The organism is Amycolatopsis sp. NPDC059235 (genome assembly GCF_042754125.1).
In the GTDB taxonomy this organism is placed as follows: domain Bacteria; phylum Actinomycetota; class Actinomycetes; order Mycobacteriales; family Pseudonocardiaceae; genus Amycolatopsis; species Amycolatopsis albidoflava.
Window position 1 is genome coordinate 1 of sequence record NZ_JBHZAG010000001.1, and the last position, 21895, is coordinate 21895.

The window sequence follows — 21895 nt, forward strand, 5'->3', positions numbered from 1 at the left end:
GTGTCCTTGGTGGTGGTGAGCCTGCAGACGCGGAAGTTGCGGGAGACGTTGGCGTAGGCAACGGTCGCGGGTTCCGAACTGGTTGTCAGGATGATGGCCGCGACGGCTGCGCCGACAGTCGCGACCCCGACCGGGGTGGTGATTTTCCAGTGTTTCAGAAAGACGGAAAAAACCCGCCGCACCTTCTTCATTGTCGCCCCTGTTTTCCGCCGCGCGCTTTTCGTTGCTTCAATTGCCCCGTTTCCTGCTTGGACGAAATGAGACCCGCCTGCGGCGCGCGTTTGGCGGGTACGAGCGGCATTGCAACCGGCACCGAACCCACCGGTCACTGGCTGCCGCGGCACTGCTGCGAACCCGGCCTCAACCCCTTCAGCTCGACCGTATCGAACACCTCGCCGTACGCCGGGAAGACCGCCTCGGCGGACTCATCCACGAGCACCAACACGCGGCTTGACCTGCTTGGACGTAATTTTCGGCACTCGCAACCTCGCTCTGTTCAGGAAGCCTTTCTGCCACTTGAGATCCAGCTTCCGTTGTTCTCTTTGCCGGTCCGACCGGCTTGTGCGGCGCAGTCCAGCGCGGGTGCGAGCTTATGTCCCGGGCTGGACGGCAGTCAGGCCGAGCATGCGGCGCGCCGCTGTCACGTCCATGACCTTGTCGCCGAGGGATTCGATGATCTTGACGGCTCGTTCTACGAGTTGTTCGTTGGTCGCGAGCACTCCACGGGCGAGATAGATGTTGTCTTCGAGTCCGACTCGCACGTGTCCGCCAAGGAGCACGGCGAGGCCGGCGATGTGCAGCTGCCGTGCACCCACGCCGAACGCGAACCAGACGGAGTCTGCTGGAAGAATGCTTCGCATCGCCAGCAGGCCTTCAGGCGTCGCGGGGGCACCGTAACGGACCCCGAGGCACAGTTGGAAGATCGTTGGCGACGGCAGCAACCCCTTGGCGATCAGGCTCTTGGCGAGTTCGATGTGACCCAGGTCGAATACTTCGACCTCCGGCGCCACGCCGGCTTCTCGCAGTTGCCGGGCCATTTGTTCGAGCCATGACGGAGTCGTCGCGTAGACCGCGTCGCCGAAGTTGACCGATCCGCAGTCGAAGCTGCCGATGTCCGGGCGAAGCTCGAGGATATGTTCGATGCGTTCCGTCGGGCTGACGAAGTCCATCTCGGCGGGGAACTCCAGGGGACTGTCCGGCGGTCCGAACAGCATCTCCCCTCCCATGCCGCCAGTCAGGTTGACGATCAGGGAGTCATCGACCTCTCGAATCCGTTCGAGGACTTCACGGTAGAGTTCGCGACGTCGGGACGGCTCGCCGGTGTCCGGTTCGCGGACGTGCGCATGGACTGCCGCGGCTCCGGCTTTGGCGGCGCGCAGCGCGTCCTCGGCGATCTGCTTCGGAGTGACGGGAACGCTGGGGTTCTTCTTGTGCCCGTCGCCGCTGCCAGTCAAAGCGCAGGTGATCATGACTTCTCGACTCATCGTCAACCTTTCCGTCGTGAGTCTTGTCGGGTAGTCCGACCGAGGAGTTCGCGGATAAGCGCGGTTCGGTCGTGAGAGTGTTTCAGCTTCTTCTTTCGTCGATCCCATTATGCTCGGAATCGCCAGTGGGAGAGTTGCGACGAATTCGGCCAGTGTAATGATGCGCGGGCGCGGCCGAAGCGATCCGCGGCTGTTGTCTTTTCTCGGCGCGCGGCGAAGCGGTTACTCCGCCATCGAAGTCCGCAACCAGGTTCTGATCGAGGCCGAAGTCTTCGTCGGCGATCCCATGGGTTTCTTCTTCAAGAGACCTGTGCAGGAAGGAACGCTGGTGCCGCGCCATTTGTGTCGGCCATCGACGGATTGTCCGCACCGCCGTTGTGGCCTGATTGCCGGAACGCGGCCCGAACATCGCAGATCATCCTATGGCGCACGCACTGTTTCTCACAGGTGCTCCTCTCCGGTCGAGGCGGGTATGCGGTAGGCGTCGAGTTGCCGGCGGACATGGTCGGGCACAGGAGACGGTCGGCCCTGTTCGTCGACATAGACAGATACCGATGTCGCTTCCATCGCCGGTGCGCCGTCGGCGGCGAGAATTTCAGTGGTCGTTATGCTGGATCTCCCTACGCGAATGCAGGCCAGGGATCCTCTTACCTCCGTTATGCCTAGCGGTATGGCGGTGATGAATGTGAGGTTGGCTGATGCGAGCACTGTCGAGTCCCTGCGAATGCCAGCCCGGATGAAGAAACTATCGCGAAGGTGCTCGAGGTAGGTCAGGTAGACGGCATTGTTGGCGTGGCGGTTGGCATCGAAGTCGGTCCATCGTGTCGGAATATTGCGGACGAAGGGTTCCGGCATCAGATCACGACTCCGAGGGTAGTGCGCCTTGGCGCCTTCGCCGATTGATCGAGTGCACCGCTGTGGTCTGTCGCGCCGCTGGCCCGCCTCCGTCCAGCGACGCGAATGACGTGGTCGTTGTCGCAGTCGTCGCCAAGCGCCAACGAAGCGGGAGCGCAGACGCGCCGCACGATGTTCGGGGCGTCGACCTGAAATCCGAAGTCGACGACGGCGCGGGTGACGACGTCGAGCAGTCCGGCTTCGGCCACCTGCCGAAGTGCGCGCCGGGTGCCGTGTTCGGTTCGATCGTGCCGCTCGTCCGGCCGTCTCCGTATGTACGTCGGCGCACGGCTGTTCGCGGATCGGCACCTGGCGGGCAGCAGCCCGGACGTGCATGGAGGCATCGAGTGACCTGGTCCTTTTCGTGGGCCGTGATCTGGCCGAGCGCGCCGGTCATCGGGTGTGCTGCCATTGAGGCGCCCGCAGGCCGTGCATTGTGTCGTAGGCAGCCCGTGCGGGCGGCTGCCATCCGCGGAGCAGGTCGTGACTGGGTTGGTAGACCTCGACGCCGATCGGGTGGCAGACATCCAAGGGATCGCGCGCGTCCGGTCCCCACATCGGCACCGACAGGTCGCCGCCTGGGCAGGTGGACAGCGCACAGAGCAGATCGAGTTCCGCGAAGAATTCGAAGAAGTCCCCGGGCCGCGCAGGGCACGCTTTCATGAAGTATCGGTCTTCATCGGTGAGGCCGGTGCATTGAAAGACGTTCAGGACGTCGTGGACATCGAACTCGGTGAGACCGTAGGGCAGCACCGCTCGGACCAGGTTCGAATGGCAGTGGAAGTCGAAATTCTCACCGGTGAGCATTCGGTTGACATAGGGGTCGCACCGCGTGCCGAGCAGGTCGTGCACCCGTCCGCCGTCGCCGTCGACTCCGTAGCCGGAAAGGGTGTCGTGCGTGACGGTTACGAGCGGGCGGAGGAACGGCAAGGTCGACCACAGCCGATCGAAGGTGCTCACATGCGCACGCTGCAGTTGCCGGGTACGCGCTGCCCACATGCGCTCACGCGGGTCATGCGCGTTCCACACGTTCAGGTCGGCGACCTGTGGTCCGTCAATGGTCACCAGGCGGCAGAGGTGTCCCTGCGGCACTTTCCAGGCCCGGCCCGACCGGATCGGTATCTCGAACGAGTCGACCAGCTTGTGCTGATTGTGCGTCGCCGCCAACTGTTGGTAAAAGGCGCGATCCACCTCGAGCGCACTTCCGGCGGTCGGTCGGTACGCCGCTTCCACGGTGCCCATTTACTGTCCTCCCTCGGGTGCGTTGGCCCGGCGTCGTCGTACTGGTCGCCGCTGGTTCATTTCGTTTGCCCGGACCACGTCGACCACTCCGCGCTCGGAATCGTCGAGATACTGCCGAGTCAGCGCGGCCGCCCCGGCGCGGTTGCCGCTCCGGATCAGGCCGCAGATTTCTCGATCGCGCGGAACCCATGGCGTCTGCCACTGTGCCTCGTCCTTCATGACGGCGAACGCCAACCGCAGTTGAGCGAGGACACCGCTGAAGAACTGGTCGATGCTTACGCTGCCGAACATGCCCACTATCGCCTGATGAAAACGCAGGCTCGCCGTGCCCACGTGGTTCCAGGCTTCCTGCGACACCGCGCTCTCGGCGGCGTAAACAGTCGCTTCGAGAGCTTCGAAGGCCTCTGCGGGCGCTGCCGAACTGTTCTCGATGGCACCAAGTTCCAATGCTCGCCGGACACGGTAGATCTCATGCACGTCGTCGGCGGTCAGCGTTTTGACCGCCGCGCTCTTGTGCATCGGGTACACAATCAGGCCCTCGTGCTCCAGTCGTCGCAGTGCGCCCCGCAAGGTGTGGCGGGCAACCGCGAACTCCGCGGACAACCGGCTGTCGCGCAACTGAGTGCCGGGCGGCAGGTGTCCCTCGAGTATCCGGTCGCGCAGTGCCCTGGCGATCCGCTCGTCGGCGGGTGCCGAAGCAGCCTGATCGAAGATCTCACTGTCCTCTGTCACGAGCCAAAGTTAGCTTAGATCGTTCCACAATGCAACGGCACTGAGCGGCAGTCAGGGTAAAACATGGGTTCTACCAGGACTTTCGACTGCCATCATCTGCCTTGTTGACTAATATTGTTCCACGATCTAGTGTCTCGTGAGCGCAGCAGGTCGTTGCTGATCAAGGCATGCCGCGCCGGAACGCGGGAGAGTCGCACGGAGCGCGGCCAGCGTGTGAGAAGGCCCGCCGTGCGCGGTGCCCGCCGGCCGGAGCCCCATCGCGCACGAGCGACCTCCGCGAGTCCCGACACGCCCAGGAAGGCAGTTCTGATGAGCGATACGGCAGTCGATGGCCGAACTCGGCGAGGGGCCACGCCTCAGATGCGGCGCACAATCGCGGGTGCGTGCGCCGGCACGATCATCGAATGGTTCGACTACGGCTCGTACGCCTACGTCGCCGGGACGATCGCGGTGGTGTTCTTCGCCGGCGGCGATCCCGCCTTGGCGGTGATCCAGAGTTGGGGCCTTTTCGCCCTCTCATTTCTCATTCGTCCCCTGGGCGGGCTGTTCTGGGGATATGTGGGCGACCGCATCGGCCGTGCGCGCACTCTGAGCATTACGATCATCGGCACTGGCCTGACCACTACTGTCATCGGCCTGCTTCCCGTGTACTCGGTGGTCGGCTTCTGGGCGCCGATCTTGCTGCTCGTGACTAGGCTCTGCCAAGGTTTCTGTGCCTCAGGCGAATACGCGGGCGCGGCGGTTCTCGTGGGCGAACACGCGCCGCCCGGGCGGCGCGCTCGGTACGTCAGCTTCATCGCCATCGGAAACTCCGCGGGTTTCATGCTTGCGTCGATTTCGGTCACCGTCTTGCAGGCCGTGCTGGATACCGCAGCGATGCAGTCGTGGGGCTGGCGCGTTCCGTTCCTGCTCAGCGCACCGCTGACGCTCGTTGGCTGGTACATTCGCCGAAAGATCGACGAAACGCCGGCCTTTGTGGAAGTGCGGAACGGTGCATCCCAAAGCGCGCCTCCTTTGCTCGCGGGCTTCTCGGCGCACTGGAAAACCTTTTTACGACTGTTGTTCGTCATGGGAATCAATGCCGGAGCTTACTATCTCGTGCTGGCCTACATGGCCAGTTACCTTCAGGAAGAAGTTCAACTGAGCGCCTTTCAGTCTAATCTGATTGTCACCATCGCCTTGCTTGTTTACCTGCCCACTCTCTACTTTCTCGCCCGGCTGTCCGATCGCATTGGGCGCAAGCCGGTCCTGATCGCTAATACTCTGCTGTTCTTGGTGTTCAGTTTCCCCTCGTTCCTGGTGCTCGACCATGGCGGGTTCGCCGTCGCGCTGACCGTCCAGATCCTGATGACCAGCATGTTCGCCTTCAGTGACTCCACCTTCGCCACCTTCTTTGTCGAATCATTCCCGGTTAACGTCCGTTTTACCGGTTTTGCGAGCCTCTTCAACTTCGGAGTAGCGATTTTCGCGGGCACCACTCCTCTTCTTTCCAGTTGGCTCATCGGTCGAACGGGCATCGCGGCCTCTCCGGCATTCATCGTCATGGTGTTGGCCGCGGCCTGCCTGATCGCACTGCTGCTCTCGCCCGAAACGGCCCCCGGGAAAAAGGTGCGATGACTTGCCCGCCAATCGTCGGCAGACTAGTCACCGCCAGCATTCGGGCCATGACAGGGCACGCCCGGCGTCTCGCGGGAATTCCTCGCCAAAGGCCAGGCGCAGTCTCTGATTCTGAGTCCGATGGTTCGCTACGGTTCGTCCGGAAAAAGTATTTCCGTACGGCGTGGTGGGGTTGAACCGGATCCGAGCGGCTGGCTGCCGCTCACCTTCGAAAGGGCTTAATCTATGACTGAAGGTCACGTCGGATCGCGACCGTTGAGCACCGGCCGCTCAGGGGAAATGCCGTTGCCTCGGCCCCTGTCGCACATTCGCGTTCTCGATTTCGGGCAGTATTTTGCCGGACCTCTCGTCGGTATGATGCTGGCGGACTTGGGTGCGGAGGTCATCCGCATCGATCCCCCTGGCGGTCCCAGGTTGCATTCACCTGCTACCGATATGCTGTCGCGCGGCAAGTCGTCTTTGACTCTCGACCTCAAGTCCTCGGATGGCTTGGCGACGGCCCTTGAGCTGGTGCGGCGTGCTGATATCACGATCGAGAATTTCCGTCCTGGTGTCATGAAACGGCTCGGATTGGGGCCGGACGAACTGCGTGCGGCGAATCCCGCGATCATCAGTCTGTCGCTGCCTGGTTTTGCTTCGACCGATCCCGGTCTGGCGCCTGTCGCGGCATGGGAGGCGGTGATCGCTGCACGGACCGGGCAGTTCAGTGACATGGGCTTGAATCGTCGCCTCATGGGAATCAACCCCAGCTTCACGCCGCTTCCGCTGGCTTCCGCGTATGGTGCGACCTTCGGGGCAATGGCGACGCTGTTCGCGCTCGGCGCCCGGGATCGAAACGGCGGGGATCACATCGAGGTTCCGCTGGCGTCGGCGCTGCTCGAAGGTCTTGTCTACAACTGCGAGCAGATTGAAGACTATCCAAAACGCTACAGTTCCGCGCGCGAGATAGAGCTTGACCGGCGTGAAACGGAAGGGCTCCCTTGCGATCTTCCATTTTCGGAATTAGAGAGATATTTGGATCCATTCTACCGGACATACGAGTGCGCGGACGGACGCGGGTTCTTCGTCGGCGCAGCCGGTGTCTCGGGGCATCCCCAGCGAGCGCTTCGGGCGCTGGGGCTCGAGGAGCTCGCACGGAGCCTTCCCGACTTCGACGCCTATCTCGACCAAAAAGATTGGCCTGCCGAGTGGAGCATGCGAAACTCTCCGGTGGGGGAGCGTGACCGAGAACGTCTTGCCGGGGTGATGAAGGCTGCCTTCCTCGGGCGTCCAGCTCGCGAATGGGAGGAAATCTTCGGGGCGGCGAAGGTGCCCGGAACCCTGCAACGATCTACCAGGGAATGGCTTTCGGATCCCCACGCGCTGGCCTCCGGCCTGGTCTTGAGAGTCTCCGATCCACGCCGCGGCGATATGCGGCAAATGGGAAACGTCGCTTGGCTGGCCGACGATTCCGCGGCGGAAAAAAAGCGCCCTGGGCACGCCCTCGACGATGCGTCGTCAAGGCTCCCCGCGATACTCGCGGAGGTGCCGCGCACGCTGCGCGGTGGCGCGGAATCCTCGGGATGGCTCGAAGGGCTGCGGGTGGTCGATCTGACGAATGTCGTCGCCGGTCCGACCATCGGATCGACGGTGGCGCGTTTCGGCGCGGACGTCGTGTCAGTACAGCCGGTGGAGCCGTCGCTCGATCCATGGGGTGCGGTGACGCTTGGCGTGCATGCTCATCGCGGCAAGAGGAGCGCTCTGCTGAATCTGAAGACTCTCGCGGGACGCGAAGCGCTCGAAAAGCTGATTGCCGGGGCTGACGTGGTCACGATGAACTGCACAGACTCGCAGCGTGAGGAACTCGGTCTTTCGATCGAACGTCTCCGCGCGCTGAACCCGACGGTCATCCTCGTTCAAGTCGATGCGTTCGGCGGTCCACGGCGTGGCCCCAAATCCGATCATCTCGGGTACGACGACTTGGCCCAGGCGGCGACGGGAGTCATGGTTCGGTTCGGCGGAGGCCTGGCGACCCCGGAGGAGCACGCTCATATGGGCACGATCGACGTGATCGCGGGTCTGAGCGCCTGTGTTGCTTTAGGAGCGGCGTTGGAACGCCGAAGGAGAACTGGGCAGGGCGGCGTCGCGCGTACTTCGCTGGCCGCTGCGGGAAACCTGATCCAGGCGCCGTTCATGTTCGACTATCCGGGCCGCGCTCCATTTTCTGAGCCGGCCGGGCGTGAAACTCGCGGGCAGGGGCCTTTTTATCACTGCTATCAAGCCCGGGACGACTGGATGTTTTTTGCCGCGCCGGAAGAGCGGCGAGTCGCGCTCAGGGCAGTACCTGATTTGGCGGACCTCGCGGAGGAAGCCGAGGAGAACCTGAGCGCCGCGTTGGCGGCGCGCTTCGCGACACGCGACGTCGCCTACTGGGAAAAGTCCTTAGCGGGCACATCTTCGGCGATTATCCGCATCGGCTCGCTGCGCGCCACGCGCGCCGCCGCGCTGGTGGCCGAGAGCGAAGGTGAGATCGACCTCGCCCAGGCTACGTTCCGCGTTGTCCGTCACGACCGCCATCCGATGGGCCGGTGGATCGATCTTGTCGCGCCGAATTCGGTACGGCCCGAACGGGGTCGTGTCTTCATCCCGGGAGACGCGCCGAAATATGGTGCGCAAACCCGTGAGGTATTGCGCGGTATCGGCTACGCAGAGGAGCGCGTCAAGGCAATGCTTGCCAAGGGGGAAGCGGGTGATAGTTGGTCTGAGAATTATTTGCCGGAGTGAATTGGGCAACAAGTTCGGACTGTGCGTTCGGTCTGCGGACGAGAGTCGTCGAGGCCGTGTGCAGTTGTGGTCAGCGGGATCATGCGCTTGCTCGGGAGCAGGCGCGGGCGGGCGAAAGGGAAGACCATGGTAAAGAAGCCGGAGAAACGAGTTGCTATCGTCACCGGTGCCGCCGGGGCGCTGGGTCGGGCCACTACGGCCGAGTTACGCGAATCCGGCGTCGACGTCGTGGGTGTGGATGTCGTAGGCGGGGATTGCGAGCAATTCGACATAGCGAGCAAGGAAGGGTGTGCGGCGATGGTCGCCCGCACCCTGGAGCTGCATGGACAGCTCGATATTTTGGTCCTGAACGCCGGGGTGCAGCACGCGTCGCCTATTGAATCATTCGATGACGTCCAGTGGCAGCGGGTTCTTGACGTGTGTCTCAACGGCCCGTTCTACGCCATCAAGGCCGCGTGGCCGGCGCTCACCGGTACGCCGGGCGGTCGCATTGTCGCCACCGCCTCCACGTTGAGCTTCCGAGCTGAGGCCAACAAAGCGGCATACAACGCTGCCAAGCACGGCTTGCTCGGGCTCATCAAGACCGCCGCCGTCGAGGGTGGTCAACTTGGTTTGACCGCGAATGCCGTGGCTCCGGGGTGGATGATGACCCCGTTGGTGGAGAAGCAACTCGCCGATCAAATGCGGCTGCGAGAGGCCTCTCGGGACGAGGTTCTTGCGGCGTTCCTTGAGGAGCAACCCGTCAAGCGCTTTGTCGAGACGACAGAAGTGGCGGCAACCATATCGTTTCTGGCTTCGCCCGCGGCGTCAGCTATCAACGGGGTTTGCGTGCCGGTGGATCTGGGTGCGCTGGCGTGACGGTGCGCCGACCTGCCTCTGCTGCGGCGCGGCGTTGCTCACCTGAAGCAGAAGGCGAGCCTCGGCAGGAACGCTCACCGGTCCGCGCATGTGGCGGAGGTTGGCACGCCGCGACCGCCGTTGGACGGACCACCTGGGGCTGACCCGTTTTGACGGGCGGGGTCGTTGAGGTGGTCAGGCTATCCGGTGGGTGGATTCGTAGGTGTTGGGGTCGGCCTCTTCCACGTCGACACGGTGTTGCTGCGCCGGTTGTACGTTGTTCTTTGTTGAACACGACTGTCGTCGCATCCATGTTGCAGGGGTGATCGCTTATCCGACTGCGGAGTGGGTGGTTCAGCAGGTCCGGAATGTGCTGATGGAGCTTGATGGTCGCGTGGACGGTCTACGGTTTCTGATCCGTAACCGCGACGCGAAGCTCACCTCTGCGTTCGATGCGGTATTCGCGTCGGTCGGCATCGACATCCTGCGCAGTCCGGTTCGGGCGCCGCGGGCGAACGCGATCGCTGAACGCTGGGTGGGCAGCGTTCGCCGCGAGTGTCTGGATCGGGTGCTTATCGTCAACCGGCCTCATCTCGAACAGGTCCTGGCCGGGTACGTCGATCACTTCAACCACCGTCGACCTCATCGCTCCCTGGAGCCAACGACCGCCCGAACGGCAGATTCCGGTCCGGATGCGTGAGGCCAGATCGGTCCGCCGGCACGGTCGACTTGGCGGTCTGATCTACGAATATCAGCAGGTCGCATGATGTGACACAGTTTTCGGCACCCACAGGCTCAACCGTACCTCGCCGACGGCTTCTATGGCTTATGCGTGGAAGTCCAGATTGCGACGGTAAGAAAGACGATCACTACGCCGAGTGCGAAGCCCCACAATCCCCACTTCCATCGCTGCTGGTCGTCCACGACGATGGGCGGCGTCGCGGTCTCGACCCTCTTGACTTGATGCTCGATCCGGGCGACCAAGCTTGCCGAGGCGGACTCAATCGACGCTGCCGGGTCCGGGATGGCGCTGTAGTCGGCGATGAACTTCGTCAAACGCCGGGAGGAGCCGCTGACGTCCTGCTCGTAGAAGCCGCTGGCGGCGGCCTGGAGTTGGCTCGCAGTGCCTTCCAGTTCGCCGAGGCTCTTCGCGGTCTGGGACAGAATGCCGACGTTGTCCTCGAAGTTTCCGAGTTTCCCCGCTGCGTGGTAGAGGAGGCCTGCCGTGTCTTGCAGATGAGTGAGCTGGTGCGCCGCGTCGCTGAGCCGTGCGATCGACTCCGCGTCCAGGTAGTGACGCTCGATCTTGTCGAACAAGGCGCGAAGCAGTTCGGCCGCCGCTCCGCTGGCCTCCGTGAATTCGGCGATCGCCTGGTCGATCTCGTCCCGTGTATTCCGCGCGGCGTTGGTCAGCATGGCATCCAGCCGCTCTTCGGTCAGCCGGTCAAGGCCGTCGACTTTCGTCCGGATATCGCGTTCTGCTTTTTTCTTCCAGTCGTGCAGCAGGTCCACGGTGTACAGATGCTGATTGGCGGGGTTGTCGACAAGCCGATGATGGCGTGGGCAGAGAAGTATGAGGTTGGGGAAGGCGTTCCGCGCTGCGGGCGCCATCGTCGGGTGGCCGGGCGGGTTGTATCGCGGGCCGGTGGGGTTGAGGGCGCGGATGTGTGCGATCTGGACGTTCTTGTCGGGGTCGTCGACGAAAACGGTGACGGTGGGCTGTTGGCACTCCGGCTCGTAGCAGGACACGCTCAGTGCGAACAGTGCCGCTTTCGTTGCTTCGCTGTAGTTTCGACTGTCCGCCACAGTGCGCCCCTTGGAATGGATGGTTCGACGGAGGAGAACGTAGCGGACCTCGTTCCGGATGTCGTCGCACTATTGCGCCGAATCGCATCCGGAGGCGGGTGGCGGACTTTCCTGTACGAGGTGACCTGGGACGGCACCCCGTTCGGTGCCTGCCACGGCATCGACATCCAGCTCCCTTCGGCAACCTCGACGAATGCACCGCCCCGTTTGCCGGGCTCTTATGCGGTTGCCAGGACCGGTTCGAAGATCTGGCGAAGCTCTCGGAGGACGGGCCTCGGTGCCGTGTTGGGCACCCGGCTCACCCGGCTGCTCGGCTCTCCGCTCAGCACCGTCCGGCGACCGCGCGTCCGGGATCGGCGACCGCGCCGGAACCGTCGGCGGTGCAGCCCGGGACGCCGGCGACTCGCTCGCCGTCGTGCGGCACGCCATGCCGAATCCGCCGGGCGACTCGATGGGGGCGCAGTCGCCGCCGGGGCGGCGTTGGGGGTCGGGCGATGCACTCCTGCATGGTGACACGGATGGCCCATGGAGTGGCGCGAACGGCCCGGCTCAGCTCAGGCAGTGGGCTGCCTGAGCCGAGCCGGGTCCGCCGTCGTGCCGGGTTATGCCAGCCGGTTCCGGTTGTCCGTGGCTTCTGTTCGGACCGCGTTTGCGAATTGGTTGTCGAGTCGTGAGTTGAGTTCCTCGGTGCCGTCGCCGAAGCGCGAGCCGTCGAGCAGGTCGTGCGCTGGTGTGCGGGATCGCGGGACCGTGTCAGCCGGGTGTTCCGGTCCTTTGCCGGTCAGCGGGTCGACCGGCCGATTGCGAGCCCTGCGGCGAACATCGCGATCGCGGCGGCGACGAGGCTGACGAGCGCGGCAAGGGTGCCCGCCGGGTCGGCGGCGGGACGCTCGGCGCGTTTGGCTGTCCGGGCGTCTTTCGCCACCCGCAGCAGGTCGAGCGATTCCTCGCCAGGGGCCGTCGGGGCTTCGACGCCAGCGGCGGGCGAGGCGGTCAGGACGCCCGCCAGCCGTTCCGCGAAGGTGGCCAGGATCGCGCCGGCCGCGTCGTTGATCACGCCTCGGCCGAACTGGGCGAGCTTTCCGGTGATGTCCAGTTCCGTCCGGACGACCACAGTGGACCCGGGCCCGTTTTCGACCAGATGGGCGTCGATCGTCGCGGAGACGTTGCCCTGTCCTCGGGCGTCTTTGCCGGTGGCGCGGATGACCGCGCGGCGGGCGGTTTCGTCCCGGCTGACGAACTCCGCGACGCCGCGGTACTCGGCGGTGATCGGGCCGACCTTGATTTTCGCCTTGCCCTCGTAGGATTCGCCGTCGACGCCGGTGATCGCGGCCCCCGGCAGACAAGGGGCGATCTTTTCGAGGTCCAGCAGGACGGGCCAGGCTTCGGCGGGCGGGACGGGCAGGGGGATCTCGTTCGTGATCAGCATCGTCGCGTGCTCTCGTTCGAGGGAAGGGGGTAGGTCAGGCCGGGTGCGGCAGTCCGAAGCGGAACGCCGGGTCGCCGGGCGGGAAGTCGCCGCCGTGCTGGAGGCGGGCGGCCATGGTGCGGACCTTGTCCAGGTAGGCGCGGCCAGTGGAGAGCTGTCGTGCTTCCCACCGGGCGAGGCTGCTGCGGCGCTCGTCGGCTGCCACGTTGACCGCGTCGGCGAAGGTCCAGGCGTCCCAGGCGGCTTTCGCCGCTCCCGCCGCGGCGTGCGGGCGGGGCGTGATCGCGGCGTCGCCGAGCAGCACGACCCGGTCGTGCACGGTACGGTCGACGTCGGCGTCCGCGACCACGGTGACGAACGGCTGGTCGGCGGCTTGGACGAGGTCCCGGAACGCGGGTGCGAGCTTTTCGCTGCGTTCGTGCAGCGCGGTGCGCTGGCTGGGGCACAACGCGTGGGAATGCACCGACACTGGCAGGCGGATGCCGTTGCAGTCGGTCATCAGCTCGTCGAGTTCCGGGCCTTCGGGGACATTCCAGTACCACTGGAAGTTCAGCCGCCGCTCGTCGCCGCCGTCGCGACCGGGGATCGGGTAGGCGATCAGATGGCTGTCCGGCAGAAGGCCGTAGGTGAAGGCGTCGTCGAAGAATTCCCACACGGCAGGCGAAACAGCGGTGCGTTCAAGGAGACCGCGCCAGGTGACGTAGCCGGCGTAGCGCGCGGTCACCCCGGTCAGCCGCTGGCGGACGACCGACATGCCGCCGTCCGCGGCGGCGACCAGGCTTGCCTCTGCTTGAGAGCCGTCCGCGAAGCGCAGCCGTACGGAACTGTCCTCTTGAGACAGTCCGACGAATGATTTCCCGAGGTGGTAACGCTCTTCGCCGAACAGTTCGAGGAGACGGCGGTAGATGGTGTCGTAGGCGGTGAACCGCCAAGAGGCCGCGACCGACCCGTGCGGAACGCCGCTGGAACCGTCGACGTACTGCATCGTGGACGACGGGACGCTGACCGAGTCGATGTCCGTGGCGCCCCGTTCGATGAGGTAGCGGACGAGTTCGGGCTGGACGACGATCCCGTTTCCGAAGCCGGACAACGGAATGGGCGAGCGCTCGTAGACGTCCACGTCGAAACCTGCGTCACGCAGCAGCAACGCCGTGGTGAGGCCGCAGATCGATCCGCCAACGACCGCGACGGTGGTTACTTCCATGTCGCCGCCTGATCTCGTAGCGGCATCGCGATAGGCCGCAAGGGCGCGCCGCTGGCGCCGCGTAGCCGGATCGGTGCCGCGATCAGACAGAACTCGGCGACGCTGTCGGTGGCGAGCTCCTCCAGGTTGAGCAGTTCGACCATCGGCACGCCGGATTCGGCCAGGAAGTGGCAGTGGCCGGGCAGCCAGTTGTCCTCGTGCTGGGACGGTCCGACCTCGACGCATTCCTGGTCGGCGCCGACGAGCGCGATGCCCTGTGCGGTGAGCCAGCGGGCCGCGTCCAAGCTGAGCCCGGGCGGGTTTCCGAGGGTCTTCGCGGCATCGGGCCAATGGGACATCCGGCCGGTGCGGATCAGCGCGAAGTCGCCCTCGCGCAGGGACAGTCCGTTCAGCTCCAACGACTTCTGCAGATCTTCGGCCGTGATGGCGTAGGAGTCGGGCAGACAGGGCGTGTCGTAGAGACCGGCGATGTCCAGGAGCACGCCGCGGGTGATGATCGGCGGGATCTGCTCGGCTCCGCCCTTCGTCCACGCTCGGCTGCCGACGTTCGATGCGACGTCGAAGTTGTTGTAGATCTTGCCGTCGACGCCGAAGTGGTTGAGGGCGTCGATGTGCGTGCCGGTGTGGGTGTACATGAAGATGACGTCGCCGGAGTAGCACACGTGCCGGTTGACGGCTTCGCCCGCGCCGTTGAGGTTGTCCACGACGGTGCCGTCCGGGCTGTGGCTCAGGAAGATCTGGTACGCCGGGTCCCCGGCCGCCTGGAAGCTCGGCATGCCGACGAAATAGTCGATGCTCAGGTCGTAGACCTTGCCCGGGTCGGCCCGGACGAGCAGTTCCGCCCGGGAGACGGCGTCGAGGCGGTTGAGCGCCCCGAGCTGGTCGTCCGGGCCCCAGGGGCTGACCCCGGTCGTGATGCGCGCTTCGCCTGCCATGCTCAGCCTCCGATCTCGTAGTCGACGACCGCGCGCTCGGCGAAGCGCGGCAGCAGCTTTTCGACCACTTCGAGGTGATACGGATCGGTGGAGTAGGTCTCGAGCCCGTCCCACGAAGCGAAGTCGGTGATCAGCGCGCCGTCCCACGGGGCGCCGTTGTCGCCCGGGTCGCCCTGGTGCGTTCCGGCCTGCCAGAACTCGATGCCGGGAACCCGGGCCGGGAGGGTGTTGAGGATGTCGAGGATCTCCTGCTGGCGGTGTCCTTCGGCGACGCGCCAGAGGAAGATGTGCCGGACAGCCACGATGGGCTCCTTTCGGAATGTCGTTTCCCGGCAAGGGAAACGCTGATGGTTCATCGTGGCCCGGCCCACTTCCGGAAGGTATTGCGGGGAACGGCAATCAGGACTGCGGTTTTGTCGTTTCCTGACACCGGGAGAAAAGCTGCTCCGGGCGCACCGGCAGCCGGTCGGTCTGCCTGCCGTCGCGCACGGCGTCGTCGATCGCGCTCGCGACCGCGGCGCCCGCCGCGATGATCCCGACCTCGCCGAGACCCTTGGCGCCGAACGGATTGTCCGGCGACGGCGCGTCCTCGGTCATGAAGATGCCGATGTCAGGCATCTCGTGCGCGCCGGGAAGGAGGTAGTCCATAAAGGACGTCGCGGTCGGCTGCCCGTCGTCCTCGTAGGTGAATTCCTCGTAGAGCGCGCCGCCGATGCCCTGGACCGCGGCGCCGATGATCTGCCCCCGGGTCGTCAGGGGATTGACGGCCCGGCCGGCTTCGGTGGTGGTGAAGAAGCGGAGCAGGGTGTGCCCGCCGGTCTCCGGGTCGACTTCGATCTGGGCCATGGTCACACCGTAGGGATAGTTCATGACGTTGTTCTGGTACACCGCGTCCGCGCGCAGGCCGGGCGAGTCCCCGGCCAGCCGCGCGGAGTACGGGTCCCAGCGTTCGGCGATCTGGAAGAGGCTCAGCTGAGTCTCCGCGCCCTTGACCCGAACCTGTCCGCGGCTGAATTCGAGGTCGTCCACGGACGCTTCGAGCATCTCCCCGGCCAGCCGCTTCGCCTTGTCGACGACAGCGAGCGCGGCCAGCCGGGCGGCCCCGCCCGCCAGCACCGTCGACCGGCTGGACCAGGAGCCCACGCCGTCCGGCACCAGTTCGGTGTCGCTGTGGACGACGTCCACGAGGTCCGGATGCAGTCCGAGGTGCTCGGCGACGATCTGCGCGAGTACGGTCTCGACGCCCTGCCCGACCGAAGAAGCGCCGGTCAGCACGCGGACGCGTCCGGCCGGGCTGATCTCGACGCTGCCGGTCTCGTACAGGCCGAGCCCTGCTTTGTCCATCAGGACGCCGAGTCCGATCCCGACCTTGCGGCCTTCTGCCCGCAATTGCCGGGTTTCAGCCTCCCAACCGGTCCAGCCTGCCGCGTCGAGCGCCTTGTCGAAATGATCGGCGACGTCGCCGGAGTCGAAATGGTAGGGCTCGTGGGCCATCGTGATGCCCGGGGCCCACGGAAGATCGGCGGCGCGCAAGAGGTTCCGCCGGCGGATCTCGGTCCGGTCGAGGCCGGTCTTTTCGGCCGCGAGGTCGAGGATTCGTTCCCGGGCGAAGGTCGATTCGTAGCGTCCGGGACCGCGGTAGGCCGACAGCGGCGTCTTGTTGGTGAAGACGGCGTGCAGCGTGGCCGAGTACGCGGGCACGCGGTATGGGCCGAAGACGATTCCGGCGGTGATGTCGCTGACGAGCGGTTCGATCTGGCGGAAGAACGCGCCGTGGTTGTGGAAGATTTCGTCGCGCAGCGCGAGGATCGCGCCCTCGTCGTCGAGGGCGACCTCGATCCGGTGCACCTGTTCGCGGGCGTGCGCGTTGGCGATCAGGTGTTCGTGGCGGTCCTCGGTCCATTTCACCGGACGGCGGAGCTTGCGGGCCGCCCAGGCGGCGACGACGTACTCCGGGTACACGCCGCCCTTCACCCCGAAGCTCCCGCCGATTTCGACGTGGTGCATGCGGATGCTCGTTTCTGGCATGCCGAGCATGCGGGCCAGGATTCGCATGTTGTCGTGGACGTGCACGGTGCCCCGGATGTGCAGGAGGTCGCGTCCGGGATCGGGGTCGACCACGCAGTTGCGGGTTTCCATCGGCACCCCGGAGTGGCGTCCGACGGCGTACTCGTGGCGGACGACGTGCGCGGCCCGGGCGAAGGCGGCGTCGACGTCGCCGTAGGACTTCTCGATCCGGGCGCCTTCGTTGCCGAGCCCGTCGAACAGGTCGATGTCCGTGGTGAGCGCTTGGGTGGGGTCGAGCAGCACCGGCAGCGGGTCGTAGTCGACTTCGACGAGTTCGGCCGCGTCCTCGGCGGTGTACGGGTCTTCGGCGAGCACCGCGGCGACCGGTTGCCCGACGTAGGTCACCCGGTCGGTCGCGAGCACCGGATGGGTGAACGATTCGAGGTTCGGGTAGATCTCGTGGTAGCCCGCTTCTTCCAGCGGGATGCGGCCCAGCCGGGCGAGGTCGCCGCCGGTGAGCACGAGGCGCACGCCGGGATGTTGCCGCGCCGATTCGGCGTCTACGGCGCGAAGACGCGCGTGCGCCTGGGACGAGCGGACGATCCGGAGGTGCAGCTGCCCGGGCAGGTCTACGTCGGCGGCGAAGGTCGCGGCACCGGTGAGCAGGCGTTCGTCCTCTCGCCGGCGGACCGGCCGGCCGATCCACGCGTCGTCGCGCGGAGGTGTCTCTTCCAGCATCGCGCAAGTATGACCAGGCGCGAGGCCCGTTGCCGTCTGCGCACAACGACAAACCCGGCCGGGGAATCGGCGTTGTGTGCAGACGCTTCCCGGCTCCTGCCGTGGTGACAATGGCCGCTGCGGCCAGGTTGGCCGTTGCCTCGCACGACACAAAGGGAGCTGCTCGTTGTCCGCCGCACCTGCCGGGTCGCCCGGCGCCACTCCTTCCCCGGAACAGGAAATGCTCAACTGGGGTCGCTTGCTGATGGACGGCGTGCCGTATGCCGATCTGGCCGGCGCCCGCGATCGTGATCCGGAGGTCAGCTGGCTGACCTACTGGCTTGCCCGCGCCGCCGAGTACGAGCGGCTCGGCGACGAGGCGCTCGCCGGCGGCCATGGCCGTTCCGCGGGCGACTACTTCTACTTCGGCAGTCTCGCCGCCCAATACGCTCAGTTCCTCTGGTTCGGCAGCGACCGGGCTGCCGCGCAGGACCGCAAGGTCGAGCTGTACCGCAAAGCCGCTCCGCTGCTCGATCCTCCGGCCGATCCGGTAGACCTGATCGTCGACGGGGCACCGGTGCGCCTCTACGTCCGATTGCCGGCCGGCGAAGGCCCGCACCCGGCGGTGGTCATGCTGGGCGGCCTGGAAAGCACCAAGGAAGAAAGCCGGCTGATGGAGGACCTGGTCCTGGCCCGGGGCATGGCGACCGCCACCTTCGACGGCCCCGGCCAGGGCGAGACTTTCCGCCACCGGGCGCTGTCGGGGGACTTCGAACGGTTCACCTCGGCCGTGGTCGACCACCTGCGGACGCGCGGGCAGATCGATCCGGAGCGGATCGGTGTCCTGGGGCGCAGCCTGGGCGGGAACTATGCGCTGAAGTCGGCCGCGTGCGACCCGCGACTGGCCGCCTGCGTGTGCTGGGGCGGCTTTGCCGACATGGACGAATGGGACGCCGAAACGCCGATGACCAAGGAAAGCTGGCGGTACGTCAGCAAGGTGCGCACGCTCGACGAAGCGCGTGAACACGTACGCCAGGCGCTCGAAACCAGAGACGTCCTCGGCCGCCTGCGGTGCCCGACATATGTCCTGCACGGCCGGCAGGACGAGATCCCGATCGAGTTCGTCGACACGGTTCGCCGGCACGTCGTCGACGCGCCGCTGACGATCGTGGTCGAGGACGAGGGGGACCACTGCTGCCACAACCTGGGGTTGCGGCCGCGGTTGCGGATGGCTGACTGGCTGGCGGACCAGCTGGTCCACAGTGGACGCCCGGAAACCGGACGAGAGGACGAGGAATGAGCGAGATCCGTTACGTGTCCGCAGCGGAGGCTCCGCTGGAAGCGTGGCAGCCGGACGGCGTCACTGTGGTGCGCGGCAACCCGGACGGGCACGGCTTCACTCTGGCCGAGGAATCCGGCGCGACCGTGTTCGCCACCGGGGTTTTCCGCTGCGAACCCGCCACGACCACGTACGAGCTCACCTCGAACGAGATCGTCTACGTGCTGGAGGGCTCGGTGTCCATCGCGCTCGGGGACGGCGAGCCGGTGCGCCTCGCAGTCGGCGACCTCGCGTATCTGCCGAAGGGCCACCAGTCGACGTGGACGTTCCACGAGCCGTTCAAGGAGATCTGGTTCCTGGTGGGCTGATTCGCCCGACGCTCAGAGCGCCGGCGACGGCAGGCTGTCGCCGGGCGCGGGGGGAACGGCCTGCACCAGCGGAACGATGCGCAATGCCGTGGCCAGTTCGTCGCGGTGCATGTTGTGCGCGCCGATCTTCGACTCGGCGGAGCGCAGCCGGTAAGCCACGGTCCGGCTGTGGACGCCGAGCCGCTGTGCCGTGACGACGGCGTTCTCGCCCGCCGCGAAGTACGTGCGCAGGGTCTCGACAATGACGTTGGCCGGGTCGAACACGTCGCCGAGCGGGGCGAGTTCGTCCAGGACGAACTCGCGCGTCGCCACCGGATCGTGGACCGCGAGCGCCTCGAGCATGATTTCGTCGTACCAGACGACGGACCGGTCGAGGGTCTCGGCCACGGTCCGGGCGTCGCCGGCTTGCCGATAGCTGAGGCGGAAGCCTTCCACGCCGGCGCCGACCGCGCCGAAGGCGATCCGGGCCCCGGCCGGCCAGTCCAGCTTCCCGAGCCGCTCCGCGGGCGCGCCGTAGCGGGCCGACCACGGCAGCCAGAACACGCCGTCTCCGCCGGGGTAGGTCGCGACGAGGGCTCGCGTGCCGGTCTTTGTCGCGGCCGCGGCGGCGACGGCTTCGGACGGTGCGCCGGCGACGCGTGCGGCCAGGTGCAGGCCGTCGAAGGTGTAGTCGAGTTCGGCGGTGTCGACCGGCAGGCCGGCGAGGACCGCGTTGAGGGTCGAGAGCTTGCGCCGCTCTCGGCTCTGCAGCACGTTGGCGGAGCTTTCCTGCTCGAACGCCTCGACGATCGCGTCGGAGACGATCTGGTTCCAGGCGAAGTGCTGGGCGCTCGCCCGGCGCAGCACGACGATCCGTTCGGCGTCGCGTTCGATCAGGCGGTGCGCTTCCTCGAGCAGGAAGTCCCAGGTGGCCGACTGCGCCACCCGGGAACCGCGCAGGAGCAGCTGGAGGCTGACCCCGGCGCGGGCGGCCATCCGGACTTCCCGCAGCGCCTCGTTCGACGCGCGGACCGGGCCGCTGGCGGGATCGGCGAGATAGTCCAGGACGTCGTGCAGCGACGCCGTGATCGTGGCGGATTCGGCGGTGGAGAGCTGTTCGTTGCCGGCAAGGGAATAGTCCGGCGTTTCCGCCTGCAGCCGCAGCCGGATCGCTTCGTACAGCTCGGGAATGCGTTCGCGCACCGCGCCGGTGACCCGGCGGAGCCCGTCCTCGATCGACACGGCGCAATCGTAATGGCGGCGCCCGTTTCGTCAAGCAGCCCGTGCTGCTTCGCAGGGTTAGGCTGCACACATGCCCGACCCCGAACAACTCCGAGAGCTGGCGCGCGACCTCGGGAACCGGCTGCCGGAAGTGTCCGCGCAGATCCGCCGTCGGCTTCGCGAGGAAGTGCCCGGGTACACCCCGGACCTGGATCCGGCGCTCGCGGTGCACGAATCGGAACGCATCGCCAATGCGGTGCGCTCGTTCGCCGCCGGGATCACCGGCGGCGACGAGCCGAGCGACGAGGTGCTGCGTGCGGCGGAGACGGAGGCGCGTGCGGCCGCCCAGGCCGGGCTCGACCTGAACGCGCTGATCCGGACCTATCGGGTCGCGCAGTCGCTGCTCGGCGACGTCGTGCTGGAAGAGACCTTCGGCGGCGAGGCGTCGGCGGCACGGCAATTGGCTCTGCAGAAGGAAATCTCCGGTTTCCAGTTCCGCTGGAACGACACTGTGGTCGCGGCCGTCGTCGACGCGTACCAGGACGAGCAGCGCCGGTTCTTTCACCAGGCGAGGGACCGCCGCCTGCGCGCCGCGCTGCGAGATCTGCTGGCGGGCCGCACGGACGAGTCGCCCAACGGCCAATACCGGCTCGAGGGCGGGCACCTTGCCGCCGTGCTGTGGGGCGAACAGCGCGCGCAAACGGTCTCCGAGCTCGCGGCGGGGCTAGGCGCGCGGGCGACGCTGACCGTCGAAGGCGCGTCCGGGACCACGATGGCGTGGTTCGGCTTCGCGCCCGGTGCCGTGCCGGACCCGGCATCCGCCGACCTCGCGTTGCCGGCCGGGACGCATGTGTCGCTGGGCAAGCCCGGCGGCGGCACGAGCGGATTCCGGACGAGCCATTACCAAGCCTGGCGCGCTTACCGCGTCGGGCGGCTGTCGCACGCGACGGTCACGCGCTACGCGGACGTGGCACTGGAAGCGCTGTTCCTCCAAGATCTCCAGGCCGCCCGGGATCTCGTGGCCCAGCAGCTCGGCCCGCTCGATTTCGGCGACGCCCGGACCGAGGTGCTGTGCGACACGATGCGGGTGTACTTCGGATCCGGGTGCAACGCGACGAAAGCGGCGGCGCAGCTGCAAGTGCACGAACGGACCGTCGCGTACCGCCTGCGCACGGTGGAGGAACGGCTCGGCGTAGAGGTCGTCGCCCGGCGAGACGAGCTCGTCGTCGCACTCCGCCTGCTGGCCGCGTTGCGTGCGATCTCCGCGGCGGAGTCCCCGGTCGACCCGATCGTGCGGCTCTGAGCCGAGGGCGATTGTCGGATGCGTGACAACTCGGGCCGAGTGTTGTCGGCGACGGTGCAGCGCCGCGAGCGGACCTGC

The 21895-nt window shown here is 66.2% G+C and carries 21 protein-coding genes; 7 read left to right on the forward strand and 14 right to left on the reverse strand.

The window, feature by feature from the left end; genetic code table 11:
- The 7 genes from ACFXI3_RS00005 to ACFXI3_RS00035 form a co-directional block, all read right to left on the reverse strand.
- The coding region (locus tag ACFXI3_RS00005; RefSeq protein WP_378397036.1) for a hypothetical protein at window positions 1-191 on the reverse strand (191 nt) is incomplete at its 3' end.
- A 399-nt stretch (window positions 192-590) separates the two neighbouring features.
- Complete coding sequence (locus tag ACFXI3_RS00010; RefSeq protein WP_378397037.1) at window positions 591-1469, reverse strand: 3-keto-5-aminohexanoate cleavage protein; 879 nt, start codon at window positions 1467-1469, stop codon at window positions 591-593.
- Between the two features lie 97 nt (window positions 1470-1566).
- Entirely contained in the window at window positions 1567-1893 is a 327-nt protein-coding gene (locus tag ACFXI3_RS00015) for a hypothetical protein (RefSeq protein WP_378397038.1), read from the reverse strand.
- Between the two features lie 32 nt (window positions 1894-1925).
- On the reverse strand, window positions 1926-2339 hold the full coding sequence (locus tag ACFXI3_RS00020; RefSeq protein WP_378397039.1) for an acyl-CoA thioesterase: 414 nt from the start codon (window positions 2337-2339) through the stop codon (window positions 1926-1928).
- Window positions 2339-2587: a hypothetical protein gene (locus tag ACFXI3_RS00025; protein WP_344276093.1), complete on the reverse strand. Its 249-nt coding sequence runs from the start codon at window positions 2585-2587 to the stop codon at window positions 2339-2341. Before ACFXI3_RS00025 ends, ACFXI3_RS00020 begins: the two co-directional genes overlap by 1 nt.
- Window positions 2588-2771: 184 nt before the next feature.
- Window positions 2772-3620, reverse strand: a complete 849-nt coding sequence (locus ACFXI3_RS00030) for an urea carboxylase-associated family protein (protein ID WP_378397040.1) — start codon at window positions 3618-3620, stop codon at window positions 2772-2774.
- Window positions 3621-4352 (reverse strand): GntR family transcriptional regulator, encoded by a 732-nt coding sequence (locus tag ACFXI3_RS00035; protein WP_344276087.1) that lies wholly within the window; start codon window positions 4350-4352, stop codon window positions 3621-3623. It lies immediately after the preceding gene.
- A 360-nt stretch (window positions 4353-4712) separates the two neighbouring features.
- Here ACFXI3_RS00035 and ACFXI3_RS00040 point away from each other — a divergent pair, with 360 nt between their 5' ends.
- From ACFXI3_RS00040 to ACFXI3_RS00055, 4 genes are all read left to right on the forward strand, one after another.
- The gene (locus ACFXI3_RS00040; RefSeq protein ID WP_344276084.1) at window positions 4713-5969 is read left to right on the forward strand and encodes an MFS transporter; all 1257 of its coding nucleotides are present in this window, start codon (window positions 4713-4715) and stop codon (window positions 5967-5969) included.
- Between the two features lie 255 nt (window positions 5970-6224).
- Window positions 6225-8732, forward strand: a complete 2508-nt coding sequence (locus ACFXI3_RS00045; protein WP_378397041.1) for a CoA transferase — start codon at window positions 6225-6227, stop codon at window positions 8730-8732.
- Between the two features lie 126 nt (window positions 8733-8858).
- The gene (locus ACFXI3_RS00050) at window positions 8859-9590 is read left to right on the forward strand and encodes an SDR family NAD(P)-dependent oxidoreductase (protein WP_378397042.1); all 732 of its coding nucleotides are present in this window, start codon (window positions 8859-8861) and stop codon (window positions 9588-9590) included.
- 301 nt (window positions 9591-9891) lie between these two features.
- Window positions 9892-10269, forward strand: coding sequence for an integrase core domain-containing protein (locus ACFXI3_RS00055; RefSeq protein ID WP_378397043.1), 378 nt, complete (start codon window positions 9892-9894; stop codon window positions 10267-10269).
- A gap of 119 nt (window positions 10270-10388) precedes the next feature.
- On the opposite strand, the gene ACFXI3_RS00060 is transcribed toward ACFXI3_RS00055, so the two are convergent.
- The 6 genes from ACFXI3_RS00060 to ACFXI3_RS00085 all read right to left on the reverse strand — a co-directional run bounded on the left by ACFXI3_RS00060 (window position 10389) and on the right by ACFXI3_RS00085 (window position 17688).
- Window positions 10389-11375: a hypothetical protein gene (locus tag ACFXI3_RS00060; protein ID WP_378397044.1), complete on the reverse strand. Its 987-nt coding sequence runs from the start codon at window positions 11373-11375 to the stop codon at window positions 10389-10391.
- A gap of 781 nt (window positions 11376-12156) precedes the next feature.
- Window positions 12157-12804 (reverse strand): SRPBCC family protein, encoded by a 648-nt coding sequence (locus ACFXI3_RS00065; protein ID WP_378397045.1) that lies wholly within the window; start codon window positions 12802-12804, stop codon window positions 12157-12159.
- A gap of 34 nt (window positions 12805-12838) precedes the next feature.
- Entirely contained in the window at window positions 12839-14008 is a 1170-nt protein-coding gene (locus ACFXI3_RS00070) for an FAD-dependent monooxygenase (protein ID WP_378397046.1), read from the reverse strand.
- Window positions 13999-14943: a cyclase family protein gene (locus tag ACFXI3_RS00075; protein ID WP_378397047.1), complete on the reverse strand. Its 945-nt coding sequence runs from the start codon at window positions 14941-14943 to the stop codon at window positions 13999-14001. Before ACFXI3_RS00075 ends, ACFXI3_RS00070 begins: the two co-directional genes overlap by 10 nt.
- Before the next feature lie 2 nt (window positions 14944-14945).
- Window positions 14946-15245 (reverse strand): Dabb family protein, encoded by a 300-nt coding sequence (locus ACFXI3_RS00080; RefSeq protein WP_378397049.1) that lies wholly within the window; start codon window positions 15243-15245, stop codon window positions 14946-14948.
- A gap of 97 nt (window positions 15246-15342) precedes the next feature.
- A complete protein-coding gene (locus ACFXI3_RS00085; protein WP_378397050.1) occupies window positions 15343-17688 on the reverse strand; it encodes a xanthine dehydrogenase family protein molybdopterin-binding subunit in 2346 nt (781 codons plus the stop codon).
- 166 nt (window positions 17689-17854) lie between these two features.
- Here ACFXI3_RS00085 and ACFXI3_RS00090 point away from each other — a divergent pair, with 166 nt between their 5' ends.
- Complete coding sequence (locus ACFXI3_RS00090; RefSeq protein ID WP_378397052.1) at window positions 17855-18967, forward strand: alpha/beta hydrolase family protein; 1113 nt, start codon at window positions 17855-17857, stop codon at window positions 18965-18967.
- Window positions 18964-19314 (forward strand): cupin domain-containing protein, encoded by a 351-nt coding sequence (locus ACFXI3_RS00095; RefSeq protein WP_378397054.1) that lies wholly within the window; start codon window positions 18964-18966, stop codon window positions 19312-19314. Before ACFXI3_RS00090 ends, ACFXI3_RS00095 begins: the two co-directional genes overlap by 4 nt.
- A gap of 12 nt (window positions 19315-19326) precedes the next feature.
- Here the strand turns inward: ACFXI3_RS00095 and ACFXI3_RS00100 are convergent, their stop codons facing one another.
- On the reverse strand, window positions 19327-20535 hold the full coding sequence (locus ACFXI3_RS00100) for a PucR family transcriptional regulator (RefSeq protein WP_378397055.1): 1209 nt from the start codon (window positions 20533-20535) through the stop codon (window positions 19327-19329).
- Window positions 20536-20605: 70 nt separating this feature from the next.
- Between ACFXI3_RS00100 and ACFXI3_RS00105 the strand changes: the two genes are divergently transcribed.
- The gene (locus tag ACFXI3_RS00105) at window positions 20606-21817 is read left to right on the forward strand and encodes a PucR family transcriptional regulator (RefSeq protein ID WP_378397057.1); all 1212 of its coding nucleotides are present in this window, start codon (window positions 20606-20608) and stop codon (window positions 21815-21817) included.
- The last annotated feature ends 78 nt before the right edge of the window (window positions 21818-21895 follow it).

Coding starts and splice junctions, on each gene's coding strand:
- ACFXI3_RS00105 (WP_378397057.1), top strand. CDS start 20,606: ATGCCCGACCCCGAACAACTCCGAGAGCTGGCGCGCGACCTCGGGAAC.
- ACFXI3_RS00020 (WP_378397039.1), bottom strand. CDS start 2,339: ATGCCGGAACCCTTCGTCCGCAATATTCCGACACGATGGACCGACTTC.
- ACFXI3_RS00015 (WP_378397038.1), bottom strand. CDS start 1,893: ATGTTCGGGCCGCGTTCCGGCAATCAGGCCACAACGGCGGTGCGGACA.
- ACFXI3_RS00050 (WP_378397042.1), top strand. CDS start 8,859: ATGGTAAAGAAGCCGGAGAAACGAGTTGCTATCGTCACCGGTGCCGCC.
- ACFXI3_RS00065 (WP_378397045.1), bottom strand. CDS start 12,804: ATGCTGATCACGAACGAGATCCCCCTGCCCGTCCCGCCCGCCGAAGCC.
- ACFXI3_RS00085 (WP_378397050.1), bottom strand. CDS start 17,688: ATGCTGGAAGAGACACCTCCGCGCGACGACGCGTGGATCGGCCGGCCG.
- ACFXI3_RS00030 (WP_378397040.1), bottom strand. CDS start 3,620: ATGGGCACCGTGGAAGCGGCGTACCGACCGACCGCCGGAAGTGCGCTC.
- ACFXI3_RS00010 (WP_378397037.1), bottom strand. CDS start 1,469: ATGATCACCTGCGCTTTGACTGGCAGCGGCGACGGGCACAAGAAGAAC.
- ACFXI3_RS00075 (WP_378397047.1), bottom strand. CDS start 14,943: ATGGCAGGCGAAGCGCGCATCACGACCGGGGTCAGCCCCTGGGGCCCG.
- ACFXI3_RS00040 (WP_344276084.1), top strand. CDS start 4,713: ATGCGGCGCACAATCGCGGGTGCGTGCGCCGGCACGATCATCGAATGG.
- ACFXI3_RS00095 (WP_378397054.1), top strand. CDS start 18,964: ATGAGCGAGATCCGTTACGTGTCCGCAGCGGAGGCTCCGCTGGAAGCG.
- ACFXI3_RS00070 (WP_378397046.1), bottom strand. CDS start 14,008: ATGGAAGTAACCACCGTCGCGGTCGTTGGCGGATCGATCTGCGGCCTC.